Raw genomic sequence first — 14873 nt, 5'->3', positions numbered from 1 at the left:
ATGCGCGTACTGGTCGCCGGGGCCACCGGAGTGGTCGGACATCCGCTGGTGGGGGCGCTGCGGGCGCGGGGTCATGAAGTGAGCGCGCTGGTACGGGAGGAGTCCCGGGCTCCGGAGGCGGACACGGTCGTGGTCGCCGACGCCCTGGACCGGGCGGGCCTGCTGGCCGCGGTGTCGGCGGTCCGGCCCGAGGTGGTCGTCCACCAGATGACGGCACTGCGGCTGCTGCCCGACGACCCGGTGGAGGCCTTCGCGCTGACCGCGCGGCTGCGGACCGAGGGGACCGCCAACCTGGTCGCCGCGGCCCACGCGTCCGGTGCGCGGCGGCTGGTCGCGCAGTCCGTCGCCTTCGCCGCCGCCCCGGCCGGGGATCCGGTACTCGACGAGGACGCGCCGCTGTACGTGGACGCCCCGGACGCCGGCTGGGCCGCCACCGTACGGGCCGTCGCCGAGTTGGAGCGACAGGTCCTGGGCGACGGCCCGGACCTCGCGGGCGTGGTGCTGCGGTACGGCACGCTCTACGGCCCCGGGACCGCGTACGCCCGTATCGGCGGAACCGGCCAACGGGTGTTGACCGGGAAGCTCCCGCTGCCCGGGGGCGGGTCCGGGATCACCTCGTTCGTGCATCTGGTGGACGCCGTGGGGGCGGCCGTCGCGGCGGTCGAGTCGGAGGCCACCGGCGTCTTCCACGTGACCGACGACGATCCGGCCCCGGCCGCGCAGTGGCTGCCGCACTTCGCCCGCACATTGGGCGGCCCGCCCCCGCGGACGATTCCGGCGGCACTCGCGCCCCGGCTCCTGGGCTGGTTCATGGCCCATCAGCTCACCGCGGCGCGTGGCGCGGCGAACGACCGGGCCCGTACGGAACTGGGCTGGAAGCCGCTGCGGCCGAGCTGGCGCGACGGGCTGGGCCGGGAATGACCGGGCCCGGTGACGCCATCGGCATGTGTGTGATCGGCGCCGGTCCGCGGGGGCTCTCGGTCCTTGAGCGGGTCTGCGCCAACGCGGGACAGGCCGCCGGGCCGGTCGTGGTCCACCTCGTCGACCCGTACCCGCCCGGCGCGGGCGCGGTGTGGCGGACCGACCAGCCGCCCGAGCTGCTGATGAACACGGTCGCCTCCCAGGTGACCCTGTTCACCGACGACAGCGTGGACTGCGCGGGACCGTCGGTGCCGGGGCCGAGCCTGTACGAGTGGGCGCGCACCCTGGGGCCCGAGGCGTACCCGGACCGGGTCCTGGAGGAGGCGCGGCGGCTCGGCCCGGACACCTATCCGACCCGCGCCTTCCACGGCCACTACCTGGAGTGGGTCTTCCGGCATCTCTTACACACCGCCCCTCCCGGGGTGACGGTCCACACCCACCGGGCGACCGCGGTCGCGCTGGCGGACACCCCGGACGGGCGGCAGACGGTGACTCTGGAGGACGGCGAACTGCTGGCCGGGCTGGACTCGGTGGTGCTGGCGCTCGGCCACGGCGACCTGACCCCGAGCCCGGAGGAACGTGCGCTGGGTTCCTTCGCCGACCGGCACGGCCCGGCCGTCCATGTGCGGCCCGCCAACCCCGCCGACGTCGACCTGAGCCGGATCGCGCCGGGCACACCGGTCGCCCTGCGCGGCCTCGGGCTGAACTTCTTCGACTGCGTGGCGCTGCTCACCGAGGGCCGCGGCGGCACGTTCAAGGAGAGCCAGTCCGGCCTGGTCTACCTCCCGAGCGGCAACGAGCCGGTGCTGTACGCCGGTTCGCGGCGCGGGGTGCCGTACCACGCACGCGGCGAGAACGAGAAGGGCGCGCTCGGCCGCCACCACCCCCGCTTCCTGACCCCCGAGGTCGTCGCCGGGCTGCGGCGGCGCGCGGACGACGGGCACCCCGTCTCCTTCCGCGACGAGATCTGGCCGCTGATCGACCGTGAGGTGCGGACCGTCCACGACGAGGCGTGGACCGACCTGTACGGGGTGCCGCCCGCCGAGCCGTGGGACTGGCGGCGGATCGAACGGCCCTACGGCGACCGGGACTTCACCGGCCGGGACGACTTCCGGCACTGGCTGCTGGAGTACCTGCGCCGGGATGTCGCCGAGGCACGGCTGGGCAATGTGAGCGGGCCGATGAAGGCCGCGCTGGACGCCCTGCGGGACCTGCGCAACGAGATACGGCTCGTGGTCGACCACGGCGGGGTGTCCGGCGCGTCGTACCGGGCCGAACTGGACGGCTGGTACACGCCGTTGAACGCATACACGTCGATCGGCCCGCCGGCCTTCCGTATCGAGCAGCTCATCGCGCTGATCGAGGCCGAGGTGGTGCATGTGCTCGGCCCGGGGATGCGCGTACGGCCCTCCGCGCGCGACGGCGGCTTCCTCGTGGACGCGGAGCAGGTGCCCGAACCTCCGGTGCTGGTCCGCGCGCTCGTCGAGGCGCGGCTGCCCGTCGTCGATCTGCGGCGGAGCACCGACCCCCTGCTGCGGGGGCTGCTGGCCGCCGGTGACTGTGTCCCGTACCGGCTGGGTGGCCGGGAGACGGGCGGGCTCGCGGTGACCAGGAACCCGCCCCGGCTGGTGGACGCGGCGGGCCGGGCGCACCCGCGCCGGTTCGCCTTCGGGGTGCCGACGGAGGGGGTGCGCTGGGTGACGGCGGTCGGCATCCGGCCGGGCGTCGGCTCGGTGACGCTGGAGGACTCGGACGCGATCGCGCGGGCGGCGCTGATGCTGCCGGAAGCGGCCGAAGTTCCGCCGCCCGAAGTCCCGCCGATGGACATGACTTTGACGGTTCATCAAAAGCGTCAGACACATCAGCCGTCGGGCGAAGGAGGCCGAGGAGCGTGAACGTGATGTCCGTGGGTACCGACGCGGGTCTGCTCGCCCCCACCTGGGCGGGTACGCCCGCGGCCGCCGAGGTCACCGACGAGGCGTGGCTGCAGGCCATGCTCGACGCCGAAGTGGCGCTGGCCCGGGCCCAGTACGCGGTCGGGCTGACACCCGCCGCCGCGGTGCGGGCGATCGCCTCGGTGGCCCGCGCGGACCGGCTCGACCTGGTCGCCCTGGCCCACGCGGCCCGGGCCGCGGCCAATCCGGTGGTCGCGCTGGTGACGGCGTTCACCGAGGTGGTCGCCGCCAAGGACGCGGCCGCCGCCGAGTACGTACACCGGGGGTCGACCAGCCAGGACATCCTCGACTCCGCGGCCATGCTGGTCGCCGGCCGGGTGCTCGGCCTGATCGCCGCCGACCTGCAACGCACCGGCGCCGCCCTGGCCGCGCTGGCCGACACCCACCGCCACACCGTCCTTGCCGGTCGCACCCTGGCCCAGCACGCGGTGCCCACCACCTTCGGTCTCAAGGCGGCGGGCTGGCTCCAGCTGGTCGGCGACGCCCTGGTCCGGGTGCGGGCGGTCGCGTCCGCGCTCCCGGCCCAGCTGGGGGGAGCGGCGGGGACGCTTGCCGCGTACGGCGAGTACGCCCTGCTGGATCGCGGGGAGGGCCAGGAGGACGGGGAGAGCGGGGCCGGGGGACGGAACCCGGACGGCGGCGAGGGCGGTGTCGAGCTGCTCCGCCCCTTCGCCGAGGCGCTGGGGCTGGCCGAGCCGGTGTTGCCGTGGCACACCGTGCGTACGCCCGTCGCCGAGGTGGGGGCGGTGCTCCAGCTGGTCACCGGCGCGCTCGGCAAGTTCGCGCTCGACGTGCAGACGCTGTCCCGTACGGAGATCGGTGAGGTGTCCGAGCCCGCGGCCGCCGGACGCGGGGCCTCCTCGGCGATGCCGCAGAAGCGCAATCCCGCGCTGGCCACGCTGATCGTGTCGGCCGCACGTCAGGTGCCCGCCCATTCCCTCGTACTGGCCCAGTGCCTGCTGGCCGAGGACGAGCGGCCGGCCGGGGCGTGGCACGCCGAATGGCAGCCGCTGCGGGAGGCGTTGCGGCTGGCGGGCGGGGCCGCGCACACGGCCGTCGAGCTCGCCGAGGGGCTGGTCGTCCACCCGGAGCGGATGCTGGCCAACCTCGAACTGACCGGGGGCGCCCTCGTCACCGAGCGACTGACGGTGGTGCTGGCCCCGGCGCTCGGCAAGGTGCGGGCGAAGAAGCTGCTGACCGCCGCGTCGGCCGAGGCGGCCGACACCGGACGCCCGCTGGCGGAGGTGCTGGCCGGGCACCCCGAACTCTCGGCCCGGTTCACCCCCGCCCGGCTGTCGGAACTGCTCGACCCGGCCCGCTACACGGGCGCGGCCGACGCACTGGTCGACCGGGCGCTGGGCAGATTCGCGGAGCTCGACGACAGGGGAGGCAGCCGATGACCGCCGTGAGCCGGGCGGAGGAGAAGGGAGCCGTCCCGTCCCGGTCCTGGCCCGTCCTCGTGGTCGTGGTCTGCGCCCAGATGCTGATCTGGCTGGACACCTCGGTCCTCAACGTCGCCGTGACCACGCTCGCCGACCCGGTCGACGGCCTGGGCGCGACCCCCGCAGAGCTGGAGTGGGTGGCGAGCGCCTACACCCTGGTCTTCGCCGGCACGCTCTTCGCGGGCGGTGCGCTGGCCGACCGTTTCGGCCCCCGGAACACCCTCGTCGCGGGGCTCGCGCTGTTCGGCGCCGCCTCCGGCGCGGGCGCCTTCGCCACCTCTCCCGTCTGGCTGATCGTGGCGCGCGCCGCCATGGGCGCGGGCAGCGCGCTGCTGATGCCCGCGACCCTGTCGGTCATCGTGCAGAGCACCCCGGAGGAGAAACGCACCCGGGCGATCGCGATCTGGAGCTCGTCCAGCGGTCTCGGGGTGGCCGTCGGACCGGTCGTCGGCGGGGCGCTGCTCAGCCACTTCTGGTGGGGATCGGTTTTCCTGGTCAACGTGCCGATCGTGGCCCTGTGTCTGGCCGGAGTGGTGGCCGTCGTACCGGAGTTGAAGGGTCCCCGGCGCAGGGTGCTCGATCTCCCCGGTCTCGCCCTGTCGGTGCTCGGTCTCGGCGGAGTGGTCTACGGGATCATCGAACTCGGCAACGGACAGACCTGGTACGGCCCGCACGTGCTCCTGCCCCTCCTGCTGGGCGGCGCGCTGCTCGCCCTCTTCGTCGCCGGTCAGCGCAGGTCGCCCGCGCCCAGCCTCGATCTGCGGCTGTTCAGGCAGCCCGGGTTCACGGCCGGGAGCGTGGTGCTGCTGATCGCGTTCATGGCACTGGCCGGGCACCTCTTCTACGCGGCCTTCTATCTGCAGGGGCCGCGCGGGCTCTCCCCCGCCGACGCCGGAACGGTCATGATCGCCGCGGCGATCGGCATCGTCCTGGGCAGTCAGGCGTCCCCCGCGCTGAGCCGGCTGCTCTCGGCCCGGTGGACGGTCGCGGCCGGGGTCCTGGCCACGGCGGCCACGTACGTCGGTTATCTGTGGTTCGACGGACGGACCCCGGTCCTGACCGTCGCCGCGCTGCTGTGGGTGCAGGGCTTCGGGATGGGCCTGGTCGGTACGCCGGTCACGGCCGTGATGATGAGCGGGGTGCCGCCGCATCTCGCGGGCGCCGGGTCGGCCGTCAACAGCGTCACCCGGCAGGTGGGCGGAACCCTCGGAGTGGCGATGGCCGGCTCGATCCTCTCCGGGGTGTACCGCGAGCGGATGGCGGACGCCCAACTGCCGGGCGGGGCACGGGGGTTGACGCCGGACGCCGAGGAACAGGCCCGCACCTCCGCCGAGGCGGCCCGCTCGCTGGCCGGTTCACTGCGGCTGCCGGAACTGGCGGCCACCGCCGACCGCGCCTTCCTCGACGCCATGTACGCGGCCACGTTCTGGACCGCCGTACTGGCCCTCGTCGGATTCGCCGTGGCTGTCGTGGGACTGCGGACACGGAACGTCGACAGAGCAAGTGGGGGCGGAAGCAGGGGAAGTGGGGGCGACGGAAATGGGGAGGACGGAAATGGGGACGGCGATGGAACAGGCAACGGCCCGGTCGGTCTTCGTGACCGGGGGGAACCGGGGGATCGGGCTGGCCACGGCCCGCCGCTTCGCGGCGGCGGGGGACCGGGTCACGGTGACGTACCGCGGTGAGGAGCCGCCGCCCGAGGCCGCGGAACTCCTGGCCGTGCGCTGCGATGTGACGGACAGTCAACAGGTGGACCGGGCCTTCAAGGAGGCCGAGGCGGCCCACGGCCCGGTCACCGTCCTGGTCGCCAACGCGGGTACCACCCAGGACCGGCTGCTGGTGCGGATGACCGAGGAGGACTTCACCTCCGTGGTCGACACCAACCTCACGGGGGCCTTCCGGGTCGCCCGGCGGGCGGTGCGCGGAATGCTGGGCGCGGGACACGGACGTATCGTGCTGATCTCCTCGACGGCGGCCCTGCACGGCGCCGCCGGGCAGACCAACTACGCGGCGTCGAAAGCGGGTCTGGTCGGTTTCGCCCGGTCGCTGACCCACGAACTCGGGCCCCGGGACATCACCTGCAACGTGGTGGCGCCCGGACTGACCGAGACGGACATGAGCCGTGCGCTCACCGAGGAGCAGCGCGGGAACCTGCTGCGGCGGACTCCGGCAGGCCGGCTCGCCCGCCCCGAGGAGGTCGCCGACGCGGTGGCGTTCCTGGTCGGCGCCGGGTATGTGCGCGGCGCGGTGCTCCCGGTGGACGGGGGTGCGGGGCTGGGGCACTGAGACCACCACCGCGGAGTCGACGCACGGAAAGGGCGCGGCTCCTGGCCCGGCGCCGGAGTGCCGGACCAGGAGCCTCTCGGGGACGCGTGGTTACGGAGCGTCGATCAGGTCGTGCGGCGGGACCGTCACGGTGCGGGCGCCCGGCTCACCGGCCAGGACGACCTTGCGCAGCGCGACGTTGTTGTCGGTGTTCGTCTCCTGGAGACGGTTCTCCGGGTTGGCGATCACCTGGATGTAGTACGTGCCGTTCGGCAGATCGGTGATGTCGAAGGACTGGCCGGGACGGTACTGGGTGTACGTGTCACCGGAGCCGACGTCGAGGACCTCGCGCACGGAGATCGAGTTCTGCTCACCGCAGGCGGTCGACAGATCGGTGTTCTCCGGGTGCCAGTTGGCGTTCTTCACCGTGTAGTCGATGGCGTCGGTGTTGGCCAGGCAGAACGCCTCCTTGCCGCTGCGCACCTCCTTGGTCTGGTCCTCGCTCAGCAGCCGGTAACTGGCGAAGTCCGTGAAGTGCCAGTGCTCGTGGCCCTCCCGCGGGTCCCACTCCATGGTGCCGCTGGGGGTGTAACCGACCTGCTTCCCGGCGGCGTCGTAGAAGTACTGGTACGAGTCCATCAGGTCCTTGCCCGGAGCCCGGAAGCCGTCCACGACGAGCGGCGCGGGGCCCGCGTTCCAGACGTTGGCGCTGAAGGCGAGGTAGTCCTTGCCCGGGGCGTCGCCGTCCTCGCCGTCGGTGACGGCGATGTCCCAGGCGGGCAGCGAACGCAGGTCGGGCTTGGGCACGTTGGCCGGGACACCGGCACGGCCGCTGGGCCGCTTGGCGGCCGCCTTCAGCGCGGGCGCGATGCGCGAGCCGTCGGTGTGGCCGGGCCCGTCGCCCAGGTGGTGTGCCAGGCCACGGTCCTCGAGCGCGTGGGAGAGGGCCGGCGGAGTGGGTGCGTCGGCGCCGCGGGGTCCGTAGTGGTGCGCGGCGGCAGCGGCCGCCTCGGCGGGATCCTTGGCGGACGGTGCGCCATGGCCGCCGTGCCCGCCTCCGTGGGCGGAGGACCGCGAGGCCGCCACTCCGGCTCCCTCCCCGCCTTCGCCCTCCGACCGGACCGTCAGCTTGATGGTGTGCTGGTCGTCGGGGATGCCGAACAGGTCGCGGTACTGCTTGGACACCCCGACCTTGGCGGTGTACTCACCCACCGGCAGGTCCACCGGCTTGTCGTAGTCGATCGTGCTGGTGTTGGACGCCCAGCCCTTCTCGACGCCCCACACCGAGCCCAGCGTGAAGGGATTGGTGGGGCAGCTCTGCGGATACTTCGAGGTCGCCGGGGCATCCGGACGGATCCGCCCCGAGGCGTTGTTCGGACAGTAGGTGCCCTTGGTGGCCGACACCTCCTCGCCCGCCGCGTTCTTGATCGACACCTCGACGAAGCCGGGCAGACCGGAGAAGTCCTTCACCAGCCCGGCGGGCAGCGCCTTCGTCTTCGTGCTCGTTCCGTTGCGGAGTATCTGCTGGGCGACGACCGGGTCCTTGTACGACTTCCGGGTCACCTTGAATTCCAGCGGCGCGTCGTCGACCGAGACGTATGTGCCGAGGTCCAGGAAGACGCCGGGGGCGCCGTCCCACTCGTAGCGGTCGAGCGTCACGGAGTTCGACGCGGCGATCAGCTTGAGCTTCGGCTTCCCCGCCGTGCTCTCCTGTGCGGCCCCGGCGCCGGGAGCGGCTCCGGCTCCCGCGACGACGACGGTGAGCGCGGCTCCCGCCGCGAACGTCGCGCGCTGTAAACGGGTCCGGTTTCCCTGACTGCCCTGGCCTGTCTGACTGCCCTGGCTTGTCTGACTTCTCTTGCTGGTCATCAATTCCTCGTCTGCGAGTGCCATGGTCTGTGGCATCGGACTGGGCTGCCCACAGCCGACCGGGCCGATGCCGGGGCATGAAACCGCGCAGGCACGGGCCGTACGGTCCGGACGCACCCCCGCGCGCCCGGCGCCGATCTGTGATCAAGCAGCTGTGAGCAACCTGTGAGACTGGCAAATGCGGTGCAGGGGTTGCCTGTTGAGAACAAGATCGGGAAATGGCCGCCGGGGCCGGTACGTGCCGTCGGGGCCGGTGTGTGCCGTCGGGGCCGGTGTGTGCCGTCAGGTGTATGCCGTCAGGGCCGGTATATGGTCCCGGGCTCCGGTGAGGCGGGCGCCAGGAGCTGGGAGACCGTCACGATGGTGTAGCCGCGCCGGTGCAGGGAGTCGATGATGCCCGGCACGGCCGGGACGGTCCCCTTGTGGCGGTCGTGCAGCAGGATGATCCCGTCGCGGCGCGTCTGGTCCAGCACCCGCCGGGTGATCAGTGCGGTGTCCGTCGTGGCGTAGTCCTTGGCCGTGACGCTCCACAGGATCTGGGCCAGGCCCAGTTTCCTCATCACCGCCGACACGTCGTCGCTCGTCCGCCCCTGCGGCGGCCGCATCAGAACCGGGGCGCGGCCCGTGATGCGCCGCACATCGTCCTGTACGGGCTTGATTTCCGCCTCGATCTCCTCTGCACTCAATTCCGTGAGCAATTTGTGGGACCAGGTGTGGTTCGCCACCTCGTGCCCTTCCTTAGCCATCCGCAGAACCGTGCCGGGACAGGTGTCCGTGTGACCCTTTCCCTGGAGGAAGAAAGTCGCGTGCACTTTCTTCTCCTTCAGGATGTCGAGGAGTTTCGGGGTGGGTTCGCTCGGACCGCCGTCAAAGGTGAGCGCGACGCACTTCGCGACGGCACAGTCGGGTTCGTCGCCGCCTTTCCGGACTCCGTCGGCCTCGATGGCGGCCTCCCGGGCGTCGTGCGGGGCCTTCACGCCGTGCAGGGTGCCGCAGCCGCCGGTCAGGAGGAGCGGGACGCCGGTCGCGAGTGTGACCGCGGCCCGGAAGGCCGGCCTTCGGAGCCGTTCCCCGAGCCGTTCCCCGAGCCGTTCCCCGAGCCGCTTCCGGGGCCGCGTCACCGCACATCAGCGGCCTGCGCGGCCTGTATGTCCTGTGCGTCCTTTGCGGCCCGGCGCCCGCGCCGGTGGGCGGTGACGGCGAAGGTCACGAGGACCGCGCCGACGACCACCGAGAGCACGTCACGCGCGCTGGGAAAGGCCCAGAACAGGGCGCCCAGCAGGGCCCACACCCGGTCCAGCAGCGGCAGTCCGCCGAGCGCCAGGAGCAGCCCGCCGGCGACACCGCACAGCAGCGTCGTCGAATTGACGGTCCCGGTCGAGTTCTTCATTTCCATGCCGTCGACCGTAGAAATCGACGGGGAAAAGTTGATCGGCAAAAAGAATGCGGTACACCTGGCCGAATGAACAGAGTGCACCGATACCAATGAACAGGGCGCACCTATACTTTGGTATAGGAAATGGCCGCTGCTTCCCGCTCGCGCAGATCCATGGGTACGGTCTCTCCGTGATCGATGTGAGACAGACCTGGCGGAGCCGCCCCGGGCTCGCGGAACTGGCCGTGGCCATGGCCGCCGTCGCCCTGACCGTGCTCGTGGCCAGGGCGCAGCGGTCGGGCCTGTCCGTCTATCCGCAGATCGGCGGAGACGCCCCGGCAAGCCTTCTCGAGGAGGTGCTGCCGTTTCACTGGGCGCTCACGGGACTCAGCGGCATACAGCCCTTCGCCTGGGCGCACACGGGATCCGGCAGCCTCGTACCCCTGCTCGCCTGCGCCGCGCTGGGGCCCCGGCGGCGCCACCCCGCCGGGCTGGCGGTGGCCCTGATCCTCCTCAGCACCGGCTGGCCGGTGGTGGTGCCCCTGCTGATCGCCCTGTTCACCGTCGCCACGACGTGCCCGGCCCGTACGACCTGGGCGATCACCGCGGCCGCGCTCGTCCCGGTGCCCGTGGCCCTCCTGCTCGCCCCGTATCCCCCCGGGCCGCTCATCCTGGCGACCGCGGTGTCGGCCGTCACCCTGGTCGCGGGCGCCGTCGGCTGGGGCCTGGTCGTCGTGGGCCTGCGGGAACGGGCGGTCCGCGCGGAGACGGAGACGACGCTGCGGACCGAGCAGGCGCGGCAGCACGCCCGGGAGGAGATCGCCCGGGAGATGCACGACGTGCTCGCGCACCGGCTGTCGCTGCTGTCGATGCACGCGGGCGCGCTGGAGTACGCCCCGGGAGCACCGCCGGAACAGCTCGCCGAGGCCGTGGGCGTGATCCGGCACAGCGCCACCCGGGCCCTTGAGGACCTGCAGGACGTACTGAAGGTCCTGCGGGCGCCCGTCGTGGGCGACCACACCGAACCGCCCCAGCCCACGCGCGTGGATGTGGCCCAGCTGATCGAGGAGTCCCGCGCCGCGGGCGTCGAGCTCCACCTCCGGCAGTGGGTCGACGACTCGGACACCATGTCGCCGGCGCTCGCCCGCACGGCCTACCGGCTGCTGCAGGAGGCCCTGACCAACCACCGCAAGCACGCCCCCGGGGCCCCGGTGACCCTCACCCTTGAGGGCGGCCCGGAGACGGGACTGACCATCCGGGTGACGAACCCACTGGACCCGGCGGCGCAGGCCGGCCCGGTACGGGACTCGGACGCGGACTCGGCGCGGGATCCTGGGCGCGGTCCGGCGCAGGATCCTGGGCGCGGTCCGGCACCGGGCTCCGTACCGAACTCCATACCGAGTTCCGTGCCGCGCCCGGTAGCGAACCCCGTGCCGAAACCCGTACCGGGCTCCGGGCAGGGGCTCATCGGCATGCGGGAGCGGGTCGACCTCGCGGGCGGTCGCCTGCACCACCGCACCACACCCACCGACTTCCACCTCGACGTCTGGCTCCCATGGACGGCCTGACGCCCCGGACGGACGGCCCGACTCCCCAGATTCGTCTGCTGGTCGTCGACGACGACCCCCTGGTACGCGCCGGACTGCGCCTCATGCTGTCGGCGGCCGACGACATCGACGTGGTCGCGGAGGCGGCCGACGGAGCCGAGGTGCGCCCGCTCGTGGACGAGTACCGTCCGGATCTCGTCCTCATGGACATCCGTATGCCGAGGATGGACGGTCTCGCGGCCACCGCGGCGCTCCGGCAGCGCCCGCGGCCCCCGCAGGTGCTGATCCTGACCACCTTCACCACCGACAGCTACGTACTGCAGGCCCTGCGCGCGGGAGCGGCGGGATACGTCCTCAAGCACACGCCCCCGGCCCAGATCGTGGCGGCCGTGCGCAACGTCATGGCGGGAGAACCCGTACTGTCCTCGGCCGCGGTGAGGCAGCTGATCGACACCGTGACCGACCCCGCGGGCGTCCCCGGCCCCTCCCGCCACGAGGAGCGGGAGAAGGCCGAGGCGATGCTGGACCGGCTCGGTGCCCGGGAGCGGGAGGTCGCCCTGGCCGTCGCCGAGGGCAGAACGAACGCGGAGATCGCCGCCGCCTGCCACATGAGCCTGCCCACGGTGAAGGCCCACGTCTCCCACATCCTGACCAGGCTCGACCTCAACAACCGCGTACAGATCGCGCTGTTGGTCTACCGGGCGGGCCTTGTCTGAGCGTTGCGCTCCGCGGTCCGTGGCTGAGGGCAAAGGGGCACGAGGCCGCGCCCGTACGCGCCTCGGGTCCGTGCGCAGGGTCCGGTTCCGGGACCGGGTCGCACGGAGCCGGGGGAGGGAGTAGACATGGTGGCATGAGCGACAGTGATGCGCCTGGTGGGAGAGACAGCCCGGGCATCAGGACGGACCCGGACGCCGATGCGGACGCCGAAGCAGGAACGGAAGCGGGCCCCGATCCCAAATTCGCCCACACCCGCTCCATCTCCCCCTCCTCCCCGTCCCCCTCCCTCGAAGCCGACACCAACACCGACACCGACACCGAGATCGATGTCGACATCAACGTCGACATCGACATCGACTTCGCGAAGGTCTTCCAGGCGCTGCCCAGCCCGGTCATGCTGCTCGCGCCCGACCTGACGATCATCGCCGCGAACAGGGCCTATGTGCAGGTGTCGGGCCGGGGCCTGGAGGAGCTGGTCGGCCGGTTCATCTTCGACGTGTTTCCGGACAGCCCCTCGGAGGAGGCCACCGGCGCCCGGACCCTGCGTACATCGCTCGAACGGCTGCTGGCCACGGGCGAGCGGGACACCATGGCCCTGCAGAAGTACGACGTCGAGGTGCCCGACCGGCCGGGCGTGTTCGAGGAGCGTTACTGGAGCACGGTCAACATCCCGGTCCTCGACGCGGACGGACGGGTGTCGCTCATCGCCCACCGCGTCGAGGAGGTCACGGCCCTGGTCCGCGCCCGCCAGGCCGCCACCCCGGCGCCGGGCACCCAGCACGCCACCCTCACCACTCTCAGTCGCGAGGACGCGATGACCGCGGACCTCCTGACCCGCTCCCAGGAACTGCAGGAACTCAACGAGGATCTGCGCAAGGCCCACGCCCGTACGCACGAGGTCGCCGTCACCCTGCAGCGCGCGATGCTGCCCGGCACCGCGCTGCCGCGGCACGACTTCGCCGCCGTCCGCTACCAGCCCGCGGCCAGCTTCCTCAACGTGTGCGGCGACTGGTACGACCTGATCGACCTCGACGAGGACCGGCTGGCCGCGGCGGTCGGGGACGTCGTCGGGCACGGGCTGGAGGCGGCGGGTGTGATGGGCCAGCTGCGCAGCGCGCTGAGTGCCGCGATCCGTGCCACGGGCCGGCCCGCCGACGCGCTCACGACCCTCGCCCAGCACGCGCACACGGTCGAGGGCGCGCTCGCCACGACCGCGGTCCAGGCCGTGATCGACCGGGCGGCCCACACGGTCACGTACAGCTGCGCGGGCCACCCGCCCCCGCTGCTGGCCCACCCCGACGGAACGGTCGAACTGCTCAACGCGGCCACCGACCCGCCGCTGGCGGCCAGTGACGACACCGTCCCGCGCACCCAGGCGACGGTGTCCTACACCCCCGGCGCCACCCTCGTGCTCTACACCGACGGCCTGATCGAACGCCGCGGCGAGGACATCGACCGCGGCCTCCACCGCCTGACCCACAGCCTCGAACACCACCACACCCTGCCCCCCGAGCCCCTGGCGGACGCCATCCTCGCCGACCTGGTCCCCGCCCCACGCCGGGGCCCGGACGACGACACGGCACTGGTGGTGATCCGGCTGTGACGGGTCATTTCCCTCTCAGCCCAGTTGCTCGGCCAGTCCGACGATGACGCCCTCCGGGCCGCGGAGGTAGCAGAGCAGATAGCTGTCCTCGAACCGGGCGATCTCGCCGACGAGTTCGGCGCCGTGAGGGCGCAGGCGCGCAATGGTGTCCTCCAGGTCGTCGACGGCGAACATGACGCGGTGCGTGCCCAGAATGTTGTGCGGCTGGTTGCGCGGCCCGACGCTGATCGCCGCGGGGCTGCGGTACTTCGACAGTTCGAGCCGACTGTGACCGTCCGGGGTCCGGAGCATCGCGATGTCACAGTGGACGCCGTCGAGTCCGGTGCACTGGTCGGCGACGAGACCCTCGACCTCCCCCCTGCCCTCCAGCTCCATCCCCAGCTCCACGAAGAACGCGACGGCGGCATCCATGTCCTCGACGACGATGCCGACATTGTCCATCCGCTGAACAGCCATGCTGCTCTCTCCTTCTTCCGCCTACGGCCACTGCCGACCGCTGATGCCCCTGGGACGAAGCCACCAACACTTTCTCGACACCCGGTGGACTGGCGGTGTCTTCGGTTGATCCAATGGTGGATGACATCGTTCTGGACAGGCACGCGGATACGGCTGCGCGGGATCGAGCCCGACGACTGGACCGCGCTCATGCGGTTCGCCGTGGACGAGGAGCGGTTGGGGGACGCGGTTCGTCCGCCTCGTTCCGCCGAGGGTCATCGGGCCTGGGCGAAGGAACAGGCCGCGGCCGAGCCCGAGGGTGACTGCTTCCGGCTGGCGATCGAGGCGCTCGACACCGGGGAGATGGTCGGTGCCGTCTCCGCCAACCAGGCAGATCCGCAGGCGGGGCGCTTCGAGTACGGCGTCACGGTCGGTGCGGATCATCGGCGCAAGGGCTACGCGGCGGAAGCCGTGGTGATGCTGTTGCGGTTCATGTTCGCCGAGCGGCGGTACCACAAGTGCGAAGCGCGGGTCTTCGCCCACAACCAGGGGTCGTTGGCGCTCCATCATCGGCTCGGTTTCGTCGAGGAGGGGCGCCTTCGCGATCACGTGTTCCTCGCCGGGCGGCACCACGATCTCGTCCTCCTGGGCATACTCGCCGACGAGTTCGCCCGACTGCACCCGCCGACCGAGCCGCCCCTCGACACCTAGGCCACGCGGTCTTGCCCTCGGTGAATTCATCCA

The 14873-nt window shown here is 72.2% G+C and carries 13 protein-coding genes; 9 read left to right on the top strand and 4 right to left on the bottom strand.

Annotated features, from left to right (window positions below):
• The 5 genes from JEQ17_RS24420 to fabG are packed head-to-tail and all read left to right on the top strand — an operon-like array spanning position 1 to position 6604.
• Positions 1 to 921 (top strand): NAD-dependent epimerase/dehydratase family protein, encoded by a 921-nt coding sequence (locus JEQ17_RS24420; protein WP_200397203.1) that lies wholly within the window; start codon positions 1 to 3, stop codon positions 919 to 921.
• On the top strand, positions 918 to 2816 hold the full coding sequence (locus tag JEQ17_RS24415) for an FAD/NAD(P)-binding protein (protein ID WP_200397202.1): 1899 nt from the start codon (positions 918 to 920) through the stop codon (positions 2814 to 2816). The genes JEQ17_RS24420 and JEQ17_RS24415 overlap by 4 nt, the downstream gene beginning before the upstream one ends.
• 5 nt (positions 2817 to 2821) lie before the next feature.
• Positions 2822 to 4276, top strand: a complete 1455-nt coding sequence (locus JEQ17_RS24410; protein WP_200401690.1) for a class-II fumarase/aspartase family protein — start codon at positions 2822 to 2824, stop codon at positions 4274 to 4276.
• Positions 4273 to 6003, top strand: coding sequence for an MFS transporter (locus tag JEQ17_RS24405; protein ID WP_234048345.1), 1731 nt, complete (start codon positions 4273 to 4275; stop codon positions 6001 to 6003). Before JEQ17_RS24410 ends, JEQ17_RS24405 begins: the two co-directional genes overlap by 4 nt.
• On the top strand, positions 5885 to 6604 hold the full coding sequence (gene fabG, locus JEQ17_RS24400; RefSeq protein ID WP_200397201.1) for a 3-oxoacyl-ACP reductase FabG: 720 nt from the start codon (positions 5885 to 5887) through the stop codon (positions 6602 to 6604). The genes JEQ17_RS24405 and fabG overlap by 119 nt, the downstream gene beginning before the upstream one ends.
• Before the next feature lie 90 nt (positions 6605 to 6694).
• Here fabG and JEQ17_RS24395 read toward each other — a convergent pair whose 3' ends face one another.
• From JEQ17_RS24395 to JEQ17_RS24385, 3 genes are all read right to left on the bottom strand, one after another.
• Complete coding sequence (locus JEQ17_RS24395) at positions 6695 to 8452, bottom strand: lysyl oxidase family protein (RefSeq protein ID WP_234048344.1); 1758 nt, start codon at positions 8450 to 8452, stop codon at positions 6695 to 6697.
• 296 nt (positions 8453 to 8748) lie between these two features.
• Positions 8749 to 9573: a polysaccharide deacetylase family protein gene (locus tag JEQ17_RS24390; RefSeq protein WP_407700079.1), complete on the bottom strand. Its 825-nt coding sequence runs from the start codon at positions 9571 to 9573 to the stop codon at positions 8749 to 8751.
• Positions 9570 to 9848, bottom strand: a complete 279-nt coding sequence (locus tag JEQ17_RS24385) for a hypothetical protein (protein ID WP_200397199.1) — start codon at positions 9846 to 9848, stop codon at positions 9570 to 9572. Before JEQ17_RS24385 ends, JEQ17_RS24390 begins: the two co-directional genes overlap by 4 nt.
• Before the next feature lie 170 nt (positions 9849 to 10018).
• Here JEQ17_RS24385 and JEQ17_RS50525 point away from each other — a divergent pair, with 170 nt between their 5' ends.
• The 3 genes from JEQ17_RS50525 (at position 10019) to JEQ17_RS24365 (ending at position 13694) form a co-directional block, all read left to right on the top strand.
• Positions 10019 to 11395 carry a sensor histidine kinase gene (locus JEQ17_RS50525; protein WP_267924796.1) on the top strand — a complete coding sequence of 459 codons (1377 nt, stop codon included), beginning with the start codon at positions 10019 to 10021 and terminating at the stop codon, positions 11393 to 11395.
• Positions 11383 to 12090 carry a response regulator transcription factor gene (locus JEQ17_RS24370; protein ID WP_200397198.1) on the top strand — a complete coding sequence of 236 codons (708 nt, stop codon included), beginning with the start codon at positions 11383 to 11385 and terminating at the stop codon, positions 12088 to 12090. Before JEQ17_RS50525 ends, JEQ17_RS24370 begins: the two co-directional genes overlap by 13 nt.
• Positions 12091 to 12224: 134 nt before the next feature.
• Positions 12225 to 13694 (top strand): PP2C family protein-serine/threonine phosphatase, encoded by a 1470-nt coding sequence (locus JEQ17_RS24365; RefSeq protein ID WP_200397197.1) that lies wholly within the window; start codon positions 12225 to 12227, stop codon positions 13692 to 13694.
• A 15-nt stretch (positions 13695 to 13709) separates the two neighbouring features.
• On the opposite strand, the gene JEQ17_RS24360 is transcribed toward JEQ17_RS24365, so the two are convergent.
• Complete coding sequence (locus JEQ17_RS24360; protein WP_200397196.1) at positions 13710 to 14150, bottom strand: VOC family protein; 441 nt, start codon at positions 14148 to 14150, stop codon at positions 13710 to 13712.
• Between the two features lie 120 nt (positions 14151 to 14270).
• Here JEQ17_RS24360 and JEQ17_RS24355 point away from each other — a divergent pair, with 120 nt between their 5' ends.
• Positions 14271 to 14840, top strand: coding sequence for a GNAT family N-acetyltransferase (locus tag JEQ17_RS24355; protein ID WP_200397195.1), 570 nt, complete (start codon positions 14271 to 14273; stop codon positions 14838 to 14840).
• Positions 14841 to 14873: the final 33 nt, after the last annotated feature.

The organism is Streptomyces liliifuscus (genome assembly GCF_016598615.1).
In the GTDB taxonomy this organism is placed as follows: Bacteria; Actinomycetota; Actinomycetes; order Streptomycetales; family Streptomycetaceae; genus Streptomyces; species Streptomyces liliifuscus.
This window is presented reverse-complemented; position numbering and strand designations above follow the sequence as displayed.